The organism is uncultured Paracoccus sp., assembly GCF_947487305.1.
Classification (GTDB): Bacteria; Pseudomonadota; Alphaproteobacteria; order Rhodobacterales; family Rhodobacteraceae; genus Paracoccus.
Map to the genome: position 1 here is coordinate 143,161 of NZ_CANKWH010000004.1, position 18,180 is coordinate 161,340.

Genomic DNA, 18,180 nt, shown 5'->3' on the forward strand with positions numbered 1-18,180 from the left:
CGTTGACTCAGGAACTGTTTAGTTCCGGATGCGGCGGCTTTTTGCGAGTATGCGCGAAAACTTGCCGATTGGGTTGGTTTTGAGGTAAATTTTAGAGGCTTGTTGCAGCTGGGTGACGGGTGGGTGGCGAAATTGCCGCGGGCCGGTCCCCGCGCTGGACCGGCGGCGTTGTCGGTGAGAAGACACAGGAAACGGCAGGCGAAGAACATGTTGTCAAGATTTAACGCTTTCGTGATCGCTTTCGGTCTGACGCTGTCGGCCCCGATGGCTGTTGTTTCCGGGGCACAGGCCCAGGGCATCGGTCAGACGGTCGGCGCGGCCACGGCCATCGCCCCGCGGCTGGAATTCAGCGCACCCGAGATGGATCTGGCCCGCGCCGTGGCCGCCTGGCCGGGTGTCGCGGCCTTCTATGGCGAGAACGGGCTGCGCCCGGTTTTCGGGGGAATCGAGGGGCAGGCGCGGCGCGATGCGGTCATCGCGGCCGTCGAATCGGCGCATCTCCATGGACTGCCGGCCGCTCGCTATGACCTGCCGGGGCTGCGCCGGGTCGATCCTGACAGCATCGCCGGCGAGGCGTTGTTTGCCCGGGTTGCGGCGCAGTACCTGCGCGACGTGATCAGCGGGGCGATCGATCCGGCCCGCGCCGATGCCCAGATCCACCGCACGATCAACCGGCCGAACGTGGCTGCGCTGCTGGACGAGCTGGTGAAAAGCCCTGATCCGAAGGGATTCATGCTGTCGCAAGGCCCGAAGGACCCGCGCTATCTGGCGCTGCAGGATGCGCTGGCGTCGCGCGCCGGGCTGATGGCCCCGCCGGGCGCACCGCTGGCGCCCCAGGGTCTCTGGCGCATAGGGATGCGCGATCCGGCGATTCCCGATCTGCGCGCCCGGCTGGCCAGCATCGGCTTCAACGCGGCACAGCCACTGGACCCCTCCGAATATGACGCGGCACTCTCGGATGCGGTGCTGCAGTTCCAGGAGGCCGCAGGACTGCCCGCCGATGGCGTGGCCGGCCCCATGACCATCAACCGCCTTAACGGTGGCCCGGACGGCCAGACCCGCGCGATCCTGGTGGCGATGGAGCGGATGCGCTGGATGAACGGGCATGACCTGAACGCCCGGCATGTCTGGGTAAACATCCCCGAATTCACCGCCCGCATCTATGATGGCGGGCAGCAGGTGTTCCAGACCCGCGTGGTGGTGGGCAAGACCGACAGCGACATGCGCACGCCGGAATTCTCGGACCAGATGGAATATGTCGTGGTCAATCCGCGCTGGAACGTCCCGCGCTCGATCACCGTCAAGGAATACCTGCCGCGGCTGCAGAAGAACCGCTATGCTGTGTCACATCTGGATATCGTCGACGGGCGCGGCAATGTCGTCTCGCGCGACAGCATCGATTTCGGCCGCTACACGGCCTCGAGCTTTCCCTACCGGATGCGGCAGAAACCCAGCGAGGACAATGCGCTGGGGCTGGTGAAATTCATCTTCCCGAACCCGTGGAACATCTATCTGCACGACACGCCCAGCAAGCACCTGTTCGGCGAATCGAGCCGCGCCTATTCGCATGGCTGCATCCGCATCGGTGATCCCTTCGACCTGGCCTATGCGCTTCTGTCGCAGCAGACCGACAACCCGCAGCGCATGTTCCAGCGCGCGCTGGACAGCGGCAACGAGCAATGGCTGGCGCTGAAGCCCAATTTGCCGGTGCACCTGGTCTATTTCACCGCCATGGCCGAACCCTCTGGCGAGATCCGCTTCTACCGCGACATTTATGGCCGTGACGCACGGGTCTGGGACGCGCTCGAGAAGGCCGGACTGGAACTGGCCGGTCAAAGCGATTAAGTCCGCCCCGAAAGGGGATTACGCATGGCATTGACGGTTGGAAAGCTGGCAGAGGCGCTGCAGGCGCGGGCCTGGGGCGACCTGACCCTGCCGGTCAGCGGCGCGGCCGAGCCGGGTGCGACGGGCAGCGGTGTCATCGCGCTGGCCATGGCCCCGAAATATGCCGCGAACCTGCGTGCGGGCGACATGGCGATCCTGGCCGAGGGCATGGACCCCGAGGCCTATGACCTCAGCGCCGCGATCTTCGCGCCGCGGCCGCGTCTGGTCATGGCCGGGCTGACCCGCGCCTTCGATCCCGGTCCCGATCTTGCGCCGGGCATCCACCCGACCGCGATCATCCACGAGACGGCCGTGATTGGTGAGGGTGCCGCAATCGGCCCCTTCGTCACCATCGGCCGCGATGTGCGGATCGGGCCGAAGGCCCGCATCGCCGAACATGTCAGCATCGGGCGCGGCACGGTGATCGGGGCCGAGGCGCTGATCCTGCCCGGCGCCCGCATCGCCCATGGCGTGATCGCCGGTGCCCGGCTGATCGTGCAGCCCGGCGCCATCATCGGCAGCGACGGCTTTTCCTTCGTCACCCCCGAGGAATCGGGCATCGAGGAGATGCGCCGCAACCTGGGCCAGATCGACGAGGCGAAACAGCAGCACTGGACCCGCATCCATTCGCTCGGTGGCGTCGAGATCGGCAATGATGTCGAGGTTGGCGCCAATTCGACCATCGACCGGGGCACCATCCGCGCCACGCGTATCGGCTCGGGCACCAAGCTGGATAATCTGGTCCATGTCGGGCATAACGTGGTGGTGGGCGAGGATTGCCTGCTCTGTGGCCAAGTCGGCATTGCCGGCAGTTCGCAACTGGGGGATCGGGTGGTTCTGGGGGGCCAATGCGGCGTTTCGGACAATATCCAGATCGGCAGCGATGTGATCGCCGGCGGTTCGACCAAGATCTTCAGCCGCGTGCCGGCGGGCCGCGTGATCCTGGGCAACCCGGCGGTCAAGATGGAGACCCAGCTGGAGATCCAGAAGGCCATGCGCCGCCTGCCACGCCTCGCGGAAAAGCTGGGCCAGCTTCAGGAAACCGTTACAAGACTGTTGGACAAGGGCTGAGACAGCCGATCGGAGAGCGCCATGACGAACGACACCCGCAGCCGCATCAGGTCCATCATCGCCGAACAGGCCATGCTGGAGCCCGATCAGGTCACAGACGCATCCACCCCGGGTGAACTGGGCATCGACAGCCTCGGGCTGGTCGAGACCATCTTCGCCATCGAGGAAGAATTCGACATCACCGTTCCCTTCAATGCGAACGAGCCCGAGAAATCGGATTTCGACATCACCAACATGGGCACCATCATCGCCGCCGTTGATCGTCTGATCTCGGAAAAGGCCGCATGAGTCCCAAGAAGGCCAAGGACGGCAAGGTGGGCACATTCGAACCGACCACCCGCGAGGGATTGCGACGGGTGGTCATCACCGGCGCGGGCACGATCAATGCGCTGGGGCATGACGTGGCCTCGACGCTGGCCGCCTTCCGCGAGGGACGCTCGGGCATCAGCCAGCTGGATTTCCGCGACGTGGACCGGCTGTCGATCCAGATCGGCGCGCAGGTGCATGACTGGAAGCCCGAGGATTACTTCAACCGCCAGCAGATCCTGCTTTACGACAAGTTCACCCAGTTCACGCTGCTGGCCGCCAAGCAGGCGGTGGCGCAGGCGGGGTTGAACTTCGCCGGCAAGCTGGGGCTGAATTCGGGCGTGGTGCTGGGCACCGCCGCCGGCGGCATGAACACCTGGGACGAGAATTACCGCACCGTCTATGAAGAGGGGAAGAACCGCGTTCATCCCTTCGTGGTGCCGAAGCTGATGAACAATGCCGCAGCCTCTCATGTCAGCATGGAATACGGGCTGCGCGGCCCGGCCTTTACCGTCGCCACCGCCTGCGCCAGTTCGAACCATGCCATGGGTCTGGCCTTCCAGATGGTGCGCTCGGGCGCGGCCAGGGTGATGCTGACCGGCGGGTCCGAGGCGATGCTGTGCTTTGGCGGGGTGAAGGCCTGGGAGGGTCTGCGCGTCATGTCCAAGGATGCCTGCCGCCCGTTCAGCGCCAACAGGAACGGCATGGTGCAGGGCGAGGGGGCCGGGGTCTTCGTCTTCGAGGATTACGAGAATGCCCGCGCGCGCGGGGCCGAGATCCTGGCCGAGGTGGTGGGTTTCGCCATGTCCTCGGATGCGCAGGATATCGTCATGCCCTCGGCGCAGGGGGCCGAGCGGGCGATCCGGGGCGCGATGCAGGATGCCGGGCTGAACCCCGAGGATATCGGCTATATCAACGCCCATGGCACCGGCACTGCGGCCAATGACAAGACCGAATGCGCTGCCGTCGCCCATGCCTTCGGCCATCACGCCGACCGGCTGATGATCTCGTCCACCAAGTCGATGCATGGCCACCTGATCGGCGGCACCGGTGCGGTCGAGATGCTGGCCTGCATCATGGCGCTGCGCGACGGGGTGATCGCACCGACCATCGGTTACGAGGAACCGGATCCGGAATGCGCGCTGGACGTGGTGCCGAACGTGGCCCGCGAGGCGCGGGTGGATGCGGTGCTGTCCAACGCCTTCGCCTTCGGCGGGCTGAACGCGGTGATTGCGCTGAGACGGGTCTAGCAGCGGTGATGACGCTGCCGCGCCCTCAGAACGCCTTCTTCAACTCGCGCGCGGCATAGTCGGCGAACATGCGGACCTTCGGGTCCTGCAACCGGCGATGCGGGGTCAGGCAGCCGAACTGCGCGGGCAGGGGGCGCGCGTCGGGCAGGATCTCGACCAGCCGGCCCTTGGCGATGTGGTCCGTGACCTCGTAGCCGGGGCGGTTGGCGATGCCCTCGCCGGCCAGCGCCCATGTGGTCAGCACATCGCCGTCATCGGTGTCGAACCGGCCCGAGACCATCATCTTGCGCGGCCCCTCGTCGGTCTGCAGCGTCCAGAAATATTCCGGGCTGCGCGGATAGCGGAGCAGCAGGCAATTGTGGTTCTTCAGGTCGTCCGGCCCCTTCGGCAGTCCCGAACGCTCGACATAATCTGGCGAGGCGACCAGGAGGCGCGGGCAATCCGCCACCTTTCGCCATTTCAGCGCCGAATCCTGTGGCTCGCCCAGAAAGAACGCCAGATCAATGCCATCCTCGACAATGTTCACGGACCGGTCGGACAGGCGCAGCTGCACATCGACGCCGGGATTGTCGCGGCAGAAGACCGGGATCAGCGGCGCGATCAACCGCCGCCCCAGCCCCAGGGGCGCGGTCAGCCGGATCACCCCCTGCGGCGTGCCGGAATAGCTGCCGATCACCGCCTCGGCCTCGTCCAGCGTCTCGATCACCCGCCGGGCGTTCTCGTAGAAGACCCGGCCGATCTCGGTCGGGGTCAGCTTGCGGGTGGTCCGGTTCAGCAATCGCACGCCGAAACGGTTCTCCAGATCCTTGATCCGGTTCGAGGCGACGGCGGGTGACAGCCTCAGGTCGCGCCCGCCCGAGGTGATCGAGCCCAGTTCAATGACGCGCACGAAGACGCGCAGGCTTTCCAGATAGGACATGGTGATGGCTCGTTTTCAACGGATCGTGTAAAGTCTTCAACGTCTCGGGCGATTTCGCAACGGCTATTTCCGGCCTAGGCTGAAATTGTTCACGCTGCGAGAGGATGCCATGACCGGCGATTTGCGCTTTCTTCTGAATGACCGCGAGGTCGCCCTGTCCGCCATCGGTGGATCGGACACGCTTCTGGATTTCCTGCGCATCGACCGCCGGATGACCGGCACCAAGGAAGGCTGCGCCGAGGGCGATTGCGGTGCCTGCACCGTGCTGGTCGGGCGGCTGACCGATCAGGGCCTGCGCTACGAGCCGGTGAATGCCTGCATCCGCTTCCTCGCATCGTGCCACGGCTGCCATGTGGTGACGGTCGAGCATCTGCGCGGCCCGGATGGTGGGCTGCACCCGATCCAGACCGCGATGATCGAGCATCACGGCAGCCAGTGCGGCTTCTGCACGCCCGGCTTCGTCATGGCGCTCTATGGGTTGTGGATGAGCAATCCGTCGGCCGATGCCATGGCCATCGAGACCGCGCTGCAGGGCAATCTCTGCCGCTGCACCGGCTATGAGCCGATCATCAAGGCGGCGCTGGCGGCGCAGGCGGCGGGCGGTCAGGCGATGGATGCGCTGGCGGTGGAACGCGAGGGGGTGGCGGCGAAACTCAGGGCGATGCCGCGCGAGCGGGTGGATGTCATGAAGGGTGCCGACCGGGCGATCATCCCCGCCGATACCGACGATCTGGCCGCGCTGCTCTTGGAGCACGAAAAGCCGACGCTGGTTGCCGGGGCGACCGATGTGGGCCTCTGGGTGACGAAACTCCTGCGCAACATCAGCCCGACCATCTTTATTGGACACCTGATGAAGGGCGTCGAAGTCACGGAAACGGAACTGAAAATCGGCGCTGGCGTCACCTATTCCGAAGCCGAACCGCTGATTGCCGAGCATCTGCCGGAACTCCTGGATTACTGGCAGCGCATTGCTGGCTGGCAGGTGCGCAACATGGGCACCATCGGCGGCAACATCGCCAACGGCTCGCCCATCGGGGACACGCCGCCGCTGCTGATCGCGCTCGGCGCGTGGATCGTGCTGCGCAAGGGTGCGGAACGGCGCGAGGTGGCGCTGCAGGATTACTTCATCGATTACGGCAAGCAGGACCGCGCGCCGGGCGAATTCGTCGAGACGGTCATCATCCCGCTGAACAGGGGCGCGAAGATCGCCGGCTACAAGATCAGCAAGCGCCGCGACAGCGACATTTCCTCGGTGGCGATGGGGCTTTGCCTGACGCTCGAGGGCGACAAGATCGCCACGGCCCGCATCGCCTATGGCGGCATGGCCGGCACGCCGAAACGCGCCGCAGGGGCCGAGGCCGCGCTGGTCGGGCAGGTCTTCGGCAAGGCAGCCTTCGAGGCCGCCGCCCGCGCCGTCCTGTCCGATTTCACGCCCTTGAGCGACATGCGCGCCAGCGCCGATTACCGCAGCGCCGTGGCCGCCAACTTGCTGCGCCGCTTCTGGCTGGAACAATCCGAACCGGACCTGCCGGTACGGCTCAACTATGCGGTGGGGGAATGACCATGAAGGACGAGATCGCCATCAAGGGCCTGGCCCACATGGATACCGCCCATGACAGCGCCGCCAAGCATGTCACTGGCCGGGCCGAATATACCGACGACCTGGCCGAGCCGCATGGCTTGCTGCACGCCTATCTGGGCCTCTCGAAATGCGCCCATGGCCGCATCACCGCGATGGATCTGGATGCTGTGCGCGCCGCCCCCGGCGTCATCGACGTGCTGACCGCCGCCGATCTGCCCGGCGTCAACGATGTCTCGCCCGCCGGCCATCACGACGATCCGGTCTTTGCCGAGCACGAGGTGAAGTTCTGGGGCCAGCCGGTCTTTGCCGTCATCGCCGAGACCCGCGATCAGGCCCGCCGCGCCGCCGCGCTGGCGAAGATCAGCTACGAGCCGCTGCTCCACGCGCTGGACCCGATGGGCGCCAAGGCCGCCGGCATGGATTACGTCACCGATCCCCTGACCCTGCGCCGGGGCGATGCCGCGCAGGGTCTTGCCGCCGCGCCGCGCCGCATCAAGGGCCGCTTCGGTATCGGCGGGCAGGATCACTTCTATCTCGAGGGCCAGATCGCCATGGCGGTGCCGGGCGAGGACGAGGATGTCACCATCAACGTCTCGACCCAGCACCCCAGCGAGGTGCAGCACATGGTCGCGCATGTGCTGGGGGTTCAAAGCCATTCCGTTGTCGTCAACGTGCGCCGCATGGGCGGCGGCTTCGGCGGCAAGGAAACCCAGATGAACCTCTTCGCCTGCGTCGCCGCCGTGGCCGCGAAGAAGTGGAACCGGGCCGTAAAAATCCGTCCCGACCGTGACGACGACATGTCCGCCACCGGCAAGCGCCACGATTTCGTGGTGGATTACGAGGTCGGCTTCGACGATCAGGGCCGCATCCTCGCTGTCGATGGCGACTGGTATGCGCGCTGCGGCTTCTCGGCCGACCTGTCCGGTCCGGTGACGGACCGCGCGCTGTTTCACGCCGACAATGCCTATTACTACCCTGATGTCCGCGTCAGCAGCCATCCGATGCGCACCAATACCGTCAGCAACACCGCTTTCCGCGGCTTCGGCGGCCCGCAGGGGGTGATCGTGGCCGAGCGGATGATCGAGGAAATCGCCTATGCCCTTGGCCGCGATCCCTTGGAGATCCGCAAGGCCAATCTCTACCAGAACGGCCAGCTTACCCCCTATCATCAGGAGGTGACGGACCAGATCCTGCCGCAGATGTTCGCCGAGCTCGAGGCCAGCAGCGATTACCACGCGCGGCGTCAGGCGGTGCTCGACTGGAACGATCGCGCAAGCCAGGGGGGCGGGGTGATCCGCAAGGGCATTGCCCTGACCCCGGTGAAATTCGGCATCAGTTTCACCGCCACCTGGTACAATCAGGCCGGCTCGCTGATCCATATCTATTCCGACGGCTCGATCGCGCTGAACCATGGCGGCACCGAGATGGGGCAGGGGTTGAACACCAAGGTCGCGCAGGTCGTGGCCGAGGCGTTCCAATGCGACCTGAGCCGGATCAAGATCACCAAGACCACGACCGAGAAGGTGCCGAACACCTCGGCCACGGCGGCCTCCTCGGGGACCGACCTGAACGGCATGGCGGCGCTGGACGCGGCCGAGCAGATCAAGACCCGGCTGGTCGATTTCGTCGCCGAACGCTGGCAGGCGCCGAAGGATCAGGTGCGCTTCGTTCCCGGCCATATCATGGCGGGCGAGACCGCCATCCCCTTCGACGAGGTGATCAAGGCCGCCTATATGGCGCGCATCCACCTGTCGGCGGCAGGCTTCTACAAGACGCCCAAGATCCACTGGGACCGCTCGACCGGGCGGGGCCGGCCCTTCTATTACTTCGCCTATGGCGCGGCGGTGGCCGAGGTCTCGGTCGATACGCTGACCGGCGAATACGTAATCGACCGCGCCGATGTGCTGCATGACGTGGGCCGCAGCCTGAACCCGATCATCGACAAGGGCCAGGTCGAGGGCGCCTTCGTGCAGGGCACCGGCTGGCTGACCTGCGAGGAACTCTGGTGGAGCGATAAGGGCGAGCTGAAGACCCATGCCCCCTCGACCTACAAGATCCCGCTGGCCTCGGACCGCCCGCGCGTCTTCAATGTCAAGCTGGCCGACTGGTCGGAAAACACCGAGCGCAGCATCAAACGGTCGAAGGCCGTGGGCGAGCCGCCCTTCATGCTGGGCATCTCGGTCTTCGAGGCGATCAACATGGCCGTGGCCTCGGTTGCAGATTACCGCGAACCGGCCCGCCTCGACGCCCCCGCCACGCCCGAACGGGTGTTGATGGGCATCCGGCGGCTGCAGGGATGATCCGGGTCCGGGTCATATCGGCACGCGGTTCAACCCCGCGCGAGGCCGGGGCCGAGATGTTCGTGGGTCCGGCCAGCGTCACCGGCACCATTGGCGGCGGGCAGCTGGAATACATGGCCATCGACCGCGCCCGGCAGATGCTGAAGAACGACGAGGCCGAGGCGCGGATGGACATCCCCCTTGGCCCCGAGATCGGCCAGTGCTGCGGCGGGCGGGTGATCCTGCAACTCGACCGGGGCGAACCCCGCGCGGAACGCCATCCCGAGGTGCTGATCTTCGGCGCGGGCCATGTCGGCCGGGCGCTGGCGCAGGCGCTGATGGCCCTGCCGCTGTCGCCAGTGCTGATCGACAGCCGGGCCGAGGAGCTGGCCATGGCCGCCCCCGGCATCCCGCACCGCCTGACCCCCTTGCCCGAGGCCGAGATCCGCAGCGCAAAACCCGGCAGCGCCGTCATCATCCTGACCCATGACCACGCGCTGGATTTCCTGCTGGCCGCCGAGGCGCTGGCCCGCCGCGATCTGCCCTATATCGGCATGATCGGCAGCGCGACGAAGCGCGCCCAGTTCCACCGCTTCGCCCGCGCGCGCGGCATCGACCCTACGCCTTTGGTCTGTCCGATCGGCGCCAATGATACCGGCGACAAGCGCCCCGCCGTCATCGCCGCCTTTGCCGCGACCGAGCTTCTGGTCGAACTGACTGCCTCATTTTCGGAAACACATTCATGCGACAGCTGATCCGGGGCCGCGTCCTCGATTTCCACGCCGACCCGGTCGAGACCGACGACAACCACCGCTATCTGGAAGACGGCGCGATCCTGGTCGAGGACGGGCTGATCCGCGCGGTGGGCGACTATGCCAGCCTGCGCGAACCGGGCCTGGCCGAGATCGACCACCGCCCGAACCTCATCCTGCCCGGTTTCATCGACCCGCATATCCATTTCCCGCAGGTGCAGGTGATCGCCAGCTGGGGCGCTCAGCTTCTGGACTGGCTGAACACCTACACCTTCCCCGAGGAGTCGCGCTTTGCCGATCCGGCCCATGCCACCGCGATGGCCGGGCGCTTCCTCGACCTCCTGACCGCGCATGGCACCACGAGCGCCGTGGCCTTCTGTTCGGTTCATCCCGAAAGCGCCGAGGCGCTGTTTGCGGCCTCCGAGGCGCGGAACATGGCGATGATCGCCGGCAAGGTGATGATGGACCGCAACGCCCTGCCGGCGGTGCAGGATACGCCGCAACAGGGCTATGACGACAGCAAGCGCCTGTTGGAGAAATGGCACGGGCGCGGGCGGGGGCGCTATGCCATCACCCCCCGCTTTGCCATCACCTCGAGCCCGGAACAGATGCACGCGGCGGGGACGCTGACGGCGGAACATCCCGATTGCCATGTGCAGACCCACATGTCCGAGAATCTGGACGAGATCGCGTTGACCAAGCAGCTTTACCCGACCGCCCGCGACTATCTGGATGTCTACGAGAAATACGGTCTGCTCAGCGAAAACCTGCTTCTGGGCCATTGCATCCACCTGGAACCGCGCGAGATCGCCCGCATGGCCGAGACCGGCAGCCGGGCGGTCTTCTGCCCGACCTCGAACCTGTTCCTTGGATCGGGCCTGTTCGACGAGGCGGGGCTGCGCGCCGCCGGCGTCACCAGCGGCATCGCCACCGATGTCGGCGGCGGCACCAGCTATTCCATGCTGCAGACCCTGAACGAGGGCTACAAGATCCTGCAGCTTCGGGGCCAGAAGTTGACCCCGCTGGCGGCGTTCCACTGGGCCACGCGCGGGAATGCCATCGCGCTGGGGATGGACGACGAGATCGGGACACTGGCCAAGGGCAGCGCCGCCGATCTGGTGGTGCTCAACAGCCGCGCCACCCCGGCGATGGAACTGCGGATGGAGCGGGCCGAGACGCTGGCGCAGGAGCTTTTCATCCTGCAGATCATGGGCGATGACCGGGCAGTGGCGCAAACCTATGTCGCGGGTCAGCCGATGAAGGGGTAACGCGGCACAAGCGCGCGGATCGCAAGGCATTGTTAACCAATCCCCGATAGAGCAGGCGGCGAAGCTTGGCCTCTCGACGCGATTGGGCTATGCCCGGTGGGTCACATTCCTTATCAGGTGATCGCGTGTTCTATCCCCTTGCCAGCACGACCTGGGACGATGCGGAATATGCCGCGCTCGACCGGGTCATTCACAGCGGCCGCTTCACCATGGGCGAAGAGGTTCGCGCCTATGAACAGGCCTTCGCGGATCATTTCGGCAAGCGTTACGGGGTGATGGCATCGTCGGGCTCGACCGCCAACCTCTTGGCGATCGCCTCGGCCTTCTGGCATCCCGATCTCGGCTGGAAACCCGGCGACGAGATCATCGTGCCCGCCGTCAGCTGGTCCACCACCTATTTCCCGGTGACACAGACCGGGCTGAAACTGCGCTTCGTCGATATCGATGCGGCGACGCTGAACATCGATCCCGATCTTGTCGCCGCCGCGATCACGCCCCGCACACGGGCGGTCTTCGCGGTGAACCTGCTCGGGAACCCGGTTCAGGCGGACCGGCTGCGGACGATCTGCGATCAGGCCGGCATCCTGCTGATCGAGGATAATTGCGAATCCATGGGGGCGAGCCTCAACGGCCAGATGGCCGGGGCCTTCGGCCATTTCGGCACCTTCAGTAGCTTCTTCTCGCATCACATCTGCACCATGGAAGGCGGCATGGTCATCACCGATGACCGCAGGCTCTACGACACCATGCTGTCGATGCGCGCCCATGGCTGGACCCGCGGCCTGCCCGCCGACACCCATTTGCCGGTCGATCCCGATCCCTTCGTGGCGCAGTTCCGCTTTGTCCTGCCGGGCTACAACCTGCGCCCGCTGGAGATGGAGGGCGCGCTTGGCCGGCCGCAGCTGGAGAAGCTGCCGGGCTTCGTCGCCGCGCGCCGGGCCAATGCGGCGATCTTCCAGGCGGCCTTCGCCGATCTCGATTTTCTCGACATCCAGCAGGAAACGGGGGAATCCTCGTGGTTCGGTTTCGCCATGCTGTTGAAGGGCCAACTGGCCGGGCGCCGCCGCGATCTGGTCGCGGCGCTGCAGGCGGCCGAGATCGAATGCCGCCCCATCGTCGCCGGCAATTTCCTGAACAACCCGGTGATCGACAAGCTGGACCACAGCATCGGCTCGGCCATCGTCGCGGCCGAACGGGTGGACCGGGACGGACTGTTCGTCGGCAATCACCACTATCCGATCCCGGCCCAGATCGCGCGCCTGCGCGAGGTGGTTCAGGGCGTCGCCGACCGTTTCTGAAAGGACCCAAAGCCATGACCAAACGCGCGCTGATCACCGGCGTCACCGGACAGGACGGGGCCTACCTGGCCGAACTGCTGCTGTCCAAGGGCTACGAGGTCCATGGCATCAAGCGCCGGTCCTCGAGCTTCAACACCGGGCGGATCGACCATCTGCAGATCGACCCTCATTCGGGCAGCCAGTTCCACCTGCATCACGGCGACATGACCGATTCGACCGCGATCATCAGCACCTTGCAGCAGGTCCAGCCCGACGAGATCTATAACCTCGCGGCGCAGAGCCATGTGAAGGTCAGCTTCGAGATGCCGGAATATACGGCGAACTCGGATGCGCTTGGCGCGCTGCGCATCCTCGAGGGCATCCGGCTCTTGGGTCTGGGCGAGAAGAGCCGCTTCTACCAGGCTTCGACCTCGGAACTCTACGGCAAGGTGCAGGAGGTGCCGCAAAGCGAGACGACGCCCTTCTATCCGCGCTCGCCCTACGGCGTTGCCAAGCTTTACGCCTACTGGATCACGGTGAACTACCGCGAGGCTTACGGCCTCTATGCCTGCAATGGCATCCTGTTCAACCACGAGAGCCCGATCCGGGGCGAGACCTTCGTGACCCGCAAGATCACCCGCGCGGTGGCGGCGATCAGCCTTGGCCTGCAGGATCGGCTCTATCTCGGCAATCTCGATGCGCAGCGAGACTGGGGCCATGCGCGGGATTATGTCGAGGGCATGTGGCGCATCCTGCAGCACGACACGCCCGAGGATTTCGTGCTGGCCACGGGCGAGATGCATTCGGTCCGCGAGTTCTGCGAACAGGCCTTTGCCGAGACCGGCGTGACGCTGGACTGGCGCGGCGAAGGGGTTGATGAAAAGGGCTTTGAGGCCGGCACCGACCGCTGCCTGATCGAGATCGACCCGGTCTATTTCCGCCCGACCGAGGTGGACCAGCTGCTCGGCAACCCGGCCAAGGCGCGCGAAAAACTGGGCTGGACGGCGACCACGCCCTTTGCCACGCTGGTCGCCGAGATGGTGGCCGAAGACAGGCGGCTGCTGGAAACCGAACGTCTGGCGCGCCGCGCCTATGGGATCGTCGAATGAGCAAGATCACCCCCGTCCTGCTGGCAGGCGGCAGCGGCACCAGATTGTGGCCGGCCTCGCGCAAGGCTTTCCCCAAGCAGTTCGCCCCGCTGATCGGGCCGGAATCGCTGTTTCAGGCCAGCGCAAGGCGACTGTCGGGGCCGGGCTACGGCGCACCGGTGGTGATGACCAATGCCGATTTCCGCTTCATCGTCGCCGAGCAGCTGGACCAGATCGGCATCAAGCACGATGCCATCGTGATCGAGCCTGAGGGCCGCAATACCGCCCCGGCGATCCTTGCCGCCGCCCTGCGGGTCGCCGAAACCGATCCACAGGCGCTGGTGCTGGTGGCGCCCTCGGACCATGTCATTCCCGACAGCGCGGCCTTCGCGGCGGCGGTCGAGGAGGGCGCGAAGGCGGCGCGTCAGGGGCGCATCGTCACCTTCGGCATCACCCCCACGCGGCCCGAAACCGGCTATGGCTATCTGCAGGTGGAGGGGCAGGGCGAGGGCGCGTTGCCGCTGCGCCGTTTTGTCGAGAAACCGCAGGCCCCGCAGGCCGAGGCGATGCTGGCCGAAGGGGGCTATCTGTGGAACGCCGGCATCTTCCTGTTCGCCGCGCAGACCATGATCGACGCCTTTGCCGCCCATGCCCCGGATTATCTGGAACCGGTTCAGGCCGCCGTGGATGGGGCGATCAATGATCTGGGCTTCCTGCGGCTGGCGCGTGGCCCGTGGCAAGGTCTGCGCGACGAGTCGATCGACTATGCCGTGCTGGAAAAGGCCGACAACCTCTCGGTCGTGGCCTATTCCGGCCATTGGTCCGATCTCGGGGGCTGGGATGCGGTCTGGCGTGAATTGCAGGACAAGAATCCGGCGCCGCGCGGCGCGGTGACGGATGCCCATTCCACCGCCATCGATTGCGACAACGTGCTGCTGAGGTCCGACAGTGCCGACATGCAGGTGGTGGGCATCGGCCTCAAGGATACCATGGTCGTCGCCACCTCGGACGCGGTGCTGGTGGCGCCGATGGACCGGGCGCAGGATGTCAAGCACGCGGTGGCGGCGCTGAAGGGGCAGGGGCGCAAGCAGGCCGTGGCCTTCCCCCGCGATCACCGGCCCTGGGGCTGGTTCGAGACGCTGGCGCTGGCCGACCGCTTTCAGGTCAAGCGCATCGTGGTCAAGCCCGGTGCGGCCCTGTCGCTGCAAAGCCATGTGCATCGGTCCGAGCATTGGATCGTGGTCAGCGGCACCGCCAAGGTGACGGTCGATGACACGGTGACGCTGGTGACGGAAAACCAGTCGATCTACGTGCCGCTTGGCGCGGTGCACCGGATGGAGAACCCCGGCAAGGTGCCGATGGTGCTGATCGAGGTGCAGACCGGCGTTTATCTGGGCGAGGATGACATCATCCGCTACGAGGATGTCTATGCCCGCCAGACGGGCGATTGATGCGCGTCCTGCTGACCGGCGGGTCGGGGATGCTGGGCCAGTCGCTGCGGCGGCTGGCACGCGAGATCGCCCCTGACCTGAGCCTGATCGCGCCCTCGCGCGCCGATCTGCCGCTGACCGATCGCGCCGCCGTGGCCCGCTGGTTTGCCGAGAACCCGGTCGATGCGGTCATCCATGCGGCGGCGCGGGTGGGCGGCATCCAGGCCAATATCGCCGATCCGGTGGGCTTCCTCTCCGAGAACCTGGTGATGAACGAGGCCGTCATCATGGGCGCGCACCAGGCGGGTGTCGGGCGGCTGGTATTCCTGGGATCGTCCTGCATGTATCCGCGCGACCACCGCCAGCCGCTGCTCGAGGAGGACGTGCTGGCCGCGCCGCTGGAGCCGACGAACGAGGGCTATGCGCTGTCGAAGATCACCGGCGCGCGGCTTTGCGATTATATCAGCCGGCAGGTGCCGGGCCGCGCCTATCGCACGCTGATCCCCTGCAACCTCTTCGGCACCGGCGATCACTTCGGCAGCGCCGCTTCGCATCTGATCGCGGCGATCATCACCAAGGTGGTGGACGCGCGCGATGCCGGCGCGGGCGAGGTGGAGATCTGGGGCACGGGCCGGGCGCGGCGCGAGTTTCTGGACGTGGACCACCTGTCCCGCTTCATCCTGACGCGCCTGCCTGACCTCGAGGCGCTGCCGGGGCTCTTGAACATCGGGGCCGGGCGGGACCATTCGGTCGATGATTATTACCGGATGGTGGCGGGTCTGGCCGGATGGCAGGGGCGGTTCGCCCATGACGAGACGAAGCCCGAGGGAATGATGGCAAAGCTGATGTCCTCGGCCAAGGCCGAGGCGATCGGCTATGTCCCGCCCGGCGACATCACCCCCGACCTCGCCCGCGCCATCGCCGCCTATGAGCGGCGAAAGGCCGGCTAGGGCGCTCAGCCCGCCTCGTTCAGCGCCGCGAAGCTCGTCCCGCCTTTCGCCATGCGTGCGAGCAATGGCGGCACGGTCCAGAATTGCGGGTCTTCCTTGGCATAATCCTCGATCCGCCGCACCAGTTCTGCCGCGCCGATGGTGTCTGCGTGGAACATCGGCCCGCCCAGATGGCGCGGGAAGCCATAGCCGAACAGGAAGACCGCATCGATATCGACGGGGCGGCGGGCGATGCCCTCCTCCAGCACCCGTGCGCCCTCGGCGATCATCGCGGTCAGATAGCGGTCTTGGACCTCCTGATCCGTCAGCGCGCGCGGCGTGACCTTCGCCTCGGCCCGGGCCGCGTCGATCAGCGCCGGCAGCTCGGGATTGGGCACCGGCGTCTCGCCCGCATGGTCGTAATAGCCGCGCCCGGTCTTTCGCCCAAGCCAGCCCTTGTCATAGAGCTTGTCGGCCAGCGTCGAATAGCGTTCATCTGCCGGGCGGGTCGCATCGTGGCGGCGGCGGCTGGCCCAGGCAATGTCGAGCCCGGCCAGGTCGCCCATCTCGAACGGCCCCATCGCCATGCCGAACGCGCGGATCGCGCGGTCGACCTGTTCTGGCGTCGCACCATCCAGCACGAGGTTCTCGGCCGCGCGGCGATAGGCCGAGAGGATGCGGTTGCCGATGAACCCGTCGCAGACCCCGGCGCGCACGCCGATCTTGCCCAAGCGTTTTGCCAGCGCAAAGCCGGTCGCCACCACATCGGGCGCGGTCTTGTCGGCGACCACGATCTCGAGAAGCCGCATGACATGGGCGGGCGAGAAGAAATGCAGCCCGATCACATCCTGCGGCCGGCTCGTGGCGGCGGCGATCTGGTTCAGGTCGAGGTAGGAGGTATTGGTCGCCAGCACCGCGCCGGGTTTGGCGATCCCGTCCAGCCGGGCGAAGATGGCGGTCTTCACCTCCATCTTCTCGAACACCGCCTCGACGATCAGGTCCGCACCCGCCAGCGCGTTCAGGTCCGAGGCGCCGGTCAGCGCGGCACGGGTGGCACGCACGCGATCCGCCGACAGCTTGCCGCGCTTCACCGCCCCGTCGAGATTGCGCCCGATGGTCGCCAGCCCGCGTTCCAGCGCATCCTCGGTCTGTTCGGCCAGCACCACCTGCAACCCGGCCAGCAGGCAGGCGGTGGCGATACCGCTGCCCATGGTGCCGCCGCCGATGACGCCGATCCGCTCGATCGGGCGGGGCTTGGCGTCCTGTTCGGGGAATTTCGCCACCGCGCGTTCGGCGAAGAAGGCATGGACCAGCGCGGCGCGTTGTGGATCCTCGAGCGATTCCATGAACAGTCGGCGTTCCTTGGCCTGACCCTCGGCAATGGGCAGAGTGCTTGCGGCGATGGCCTCGATGATCCGGCCCGGGGCGTGAAGCTGCGGCGAGGTCTTGGCGACGGTCTCGCGCGCCGCCTGCAGCACGGCGGGCAGCGGGGTGACGGTCAGCGGGTCGGTGCGGCGGGTGGCCAGCTTGCCCGAGGCAACGCGGCGTGCGGCGTGCAGGGCGACCATGCGCGGATCGGTCTGATCGGTGATCTCGTCCAGCAGCCCAAGGCTCAGCGCCTTCTCGGCCGGGATGGGTTTGCCCGACAGCGCCAGATGCAGCGCCGCCGCCATCCCCATCAAACGCGGTGCGCGCTGCGTGCCGCCGGCGCCGGGCAGAAGGCCCAGGTTGACCTCGGGCAGGCCCAGTTTCGCGCCGGGCAGGCCGATGCGCGCCTGGCAGGCCATGGCGATCTCGCAGCCGCCGCCAAGCGCCGTGCCCTGGATGACGGCGACGATGGGCACGCGGCTCTCGGCCAGCGCATCGCAGGTCTCGGGCAGGCTGGGGGGCACGAAGGGCTTGCCGAATTCGCGGATATCGGCGCCGGCGACGAAGGTGCGGCCGGCACAGTAAAGCGCGGCGGCGCGGATGCCCGGGTCGGCCTTCAGCGCCGCAACGGCCTTGACCAGCCCCTCGCGCACCGGCTGGCCCGCAGCGTTCACCGGCGGGTTGTCGATGCGGATCAGGGCGACCTCGCCCTCGCGTTCCAGCGTCACCGCTGCGCTCATCGCCTCCATACCCCTGAACCTCCTGCGTCTTGTTCGG

Annotated in this window: 14 protein-coding genes; 12 read left to right on the top strand and 2 right to left on the bottom strand. The window is 66.5% G+C overall.

Going from position 1 to position 18,180, the window contains the following annotated elements; all coding sequences use genetic code 11:
* The first annotated feature begins 231 nt into the window (after positions 1 to 231).
* Genes Q1A36_RS06940 through Q1A36_RS06955 form a run of 4 tightly spaced genes read left to right on the top strand, consistent with a single transcriptional unit; the run spans position 232 to position 4,511 of the window.
* On the top strand, positions 232 to 1,845 hold the full coding sequence (locus Q1A36_RS06940; RefSeq protein ID WP_299841377.1) for a L,D-transpeptidase family protein: 1,614 nt from the start codon (positions 232 to 234) through the stop codon (positions 1,843 to 1,845).
* A gap of 24 nt (positions 1,846 to 1,869) precedes the next feature.
* Entirely contained in the window at positions 1,870 to 2,955 is a 1,086-nt protein-coding gene (lpxD, locus tag Q1A36_RS06945; protein ID WP_299841379.1) for a UDP-3-O-(3-hydroxymyristoyl)glucosamine N-acyltransferase, read from the top strand.
* 21 nt (positions 2,956 to 2,976) lie between these two features.
* Positions 2,977 to 3,243, top strand: a complete 267-nt coding sequence (locus tag Q1A36_RS06950; RefSeq protein ID WP_299841381.1) for a phosphopantetheine-binding protein — start codon at positions 2,977 to 2,979, stop codon at positions 3,241 to 3,243.
* A 59-nt stretch (positions 3,244 to 3,302) separates the two neighbouring features.
* Positions 3,303 to 4,511 (top strand): beta-ketoacyl-[acyl-carrier-protein] synthase family protein, encoded by a 1,209-nt coding sequence (locus tag Q1A36_RS06955; protein WP_299841611.1) that lies wholly within the window; start codon positions 3,303 to 3,305, stop codon positions 4,509 to 4,511.
* 25 nt (positions 4,512 to 4,536) lie between these two features.
* Here the strand turns inward: Q1A36_RS06955 and Q1A36_RS06960 are convergent, their stop codons facing one another.
* Positions 4,537 to 5,430: a LysR family transcriptional regulator gene (locus Q1A36_RS06960; RefSeq protein WP_299841382.1), complete on the bottom strand. Its 894-nt coding sequence runs from the start codon at positions 5,428 to 5,430 to the stop codon at positions 4,537 to 4,539.
* 109 nt (positions 5,431 to 5,539) lie between these two features.
* On the opposite strand from Q1A36_RS06960, the gene xdhA reads away from it, so the two are divergent.
* The 8 genes from xdhA to Q1A36_RS07000 all read left to right on the top strand — a co-directional run bounded on the left by xdhA (position 5,540) and on the right by Q1A36_RS07000 (position 16,056).
* Positions 5,540 to 6,991, top strand: a complete 1,452-nt coding sequence (gene xdhA, locus Q1A36_RS06965) for a xanthine dehydrogenase small subunit (RefSeq protein WP_299841384.1) — start codon at positions 5,540 to 5,542, stop codon at positions 6,989 to 6,991.
* Between the two features lie 2 nt (positions 6,992 to 6,993).
* Positions 6,994 to 9,312 (top strand): xanthine dehydrogenase molybdopterin binding subunit, encoded by a 2,319-nt coding sequence (xdhB, locus tag Q1A36_RS06970; RefSeq protein WP_299841613.1) that lies wholly within the window; start codon positions 6,994 to 6,996, stop codon positions 9,310 to 9,312.
* Positions 9,309 to 10,046, top strand: a complete 738-nt coding sequence (gene xdhC / locus Q1A36_RS06975; RefSeq protein ID WP_299841386.1) for a xanthine dehydrogenase accessory protein XdhC — start codon at positions 9,309 to 9,311, stop codon at positions 10,044 to 10,046. The genes xdhB and xdhC overlap by 4 nt, the downstream gene beginning before the upstream one ends.
* Complete coding sequence (guaD, locus tag Q1A36_RS06980; protein WP_299841388.1) at positions 10,034 to 11,311, top strand: guanine deaminase; 1,278 nt, start codon at positions 10,034 to 10,036, stop codon at positions 11,309 to 11,311. The genes xdhC and guaD overlap by 13 nt, the downstream gene beginning before the upstream one ends.
* Before the next feature lie 125 nt (positions 11,312 to 11,436).
* A complete protein-coding gene (locus Q1A36_RS06985; protein ID WP_299841389.1) occupies positions 11,437 to 12,609 on the top strand; it encodes a DegT/DnrJ/EryC1/StrS family aminotransferase in 1,173 nt (390 codons plus the stop codon).
* A 14-nt stretch (positions 12,610 to 12,623) separates the two neighbouring features.
* Entirely contained in the window at positions 12,624 to 13,697 is a 1,074-nt protein-coding gene (gmd, locus tag Q1A36_RS06990; RefSeq protein ID WP_299841391.1) for a GDP-mannose 4,6-dehydratase, read from the top strand.
* Positions 13,694 to 15,127 (top strand): mannose-1-phosphate guanylyltransferase/mannose-6-phosphate isomerase, encoded by a 1,434-nt coding sequence (locus tag Q1A36_RS06995; RefSeq protein WP_299841393.1) that lies wholly within the window; start codon positions 13,694 to 13,696, stop codon positions 15,125 to 15,127. The genes gmd and Q1A36_RS06995 overlap by 4 nt, the downstream gene beginning before the upstream one ends.
* Positions 15,127 to 16,056, top strand: a complete 930-nt coding sequence (locus tag Q1A36_RS07000; RefSeq protein ID WP_299841395.1) for an NAD-dependent epimerase/dehydratase family protein — start codon at positions 15,127 to 15,129, stop codon at positions 16,054 to 16,056. The genes Q1A36_RS06995 and Q1A36_RS07000 overlap by 1 nt, the downstream gene beginning before the upstream one ends.
* 5 nt (positions 16,057 to 16,061) lie before the next feature.
* Here Q1A36_RS07000 and Q1A36_RS07005 read toward each other — a convergent pair whose 3' ends face one another.
* Positions 16,062 to 18,143 (bottom strand): 3-hydroxyacyl-CoA dehydrogenase NAD-binding domain-containing protein, encoded by a 2,082-nt coding sequence (locus tag Q1A36_RS07005; protein ID WP_299841397.1) that lies wholly within the window; start codon positions 18,141 to 18,143, stop codon positions 16,062 to 16,064.
* Positions 18,144 to 18,180: the final 37 nt, after the last annotated feature.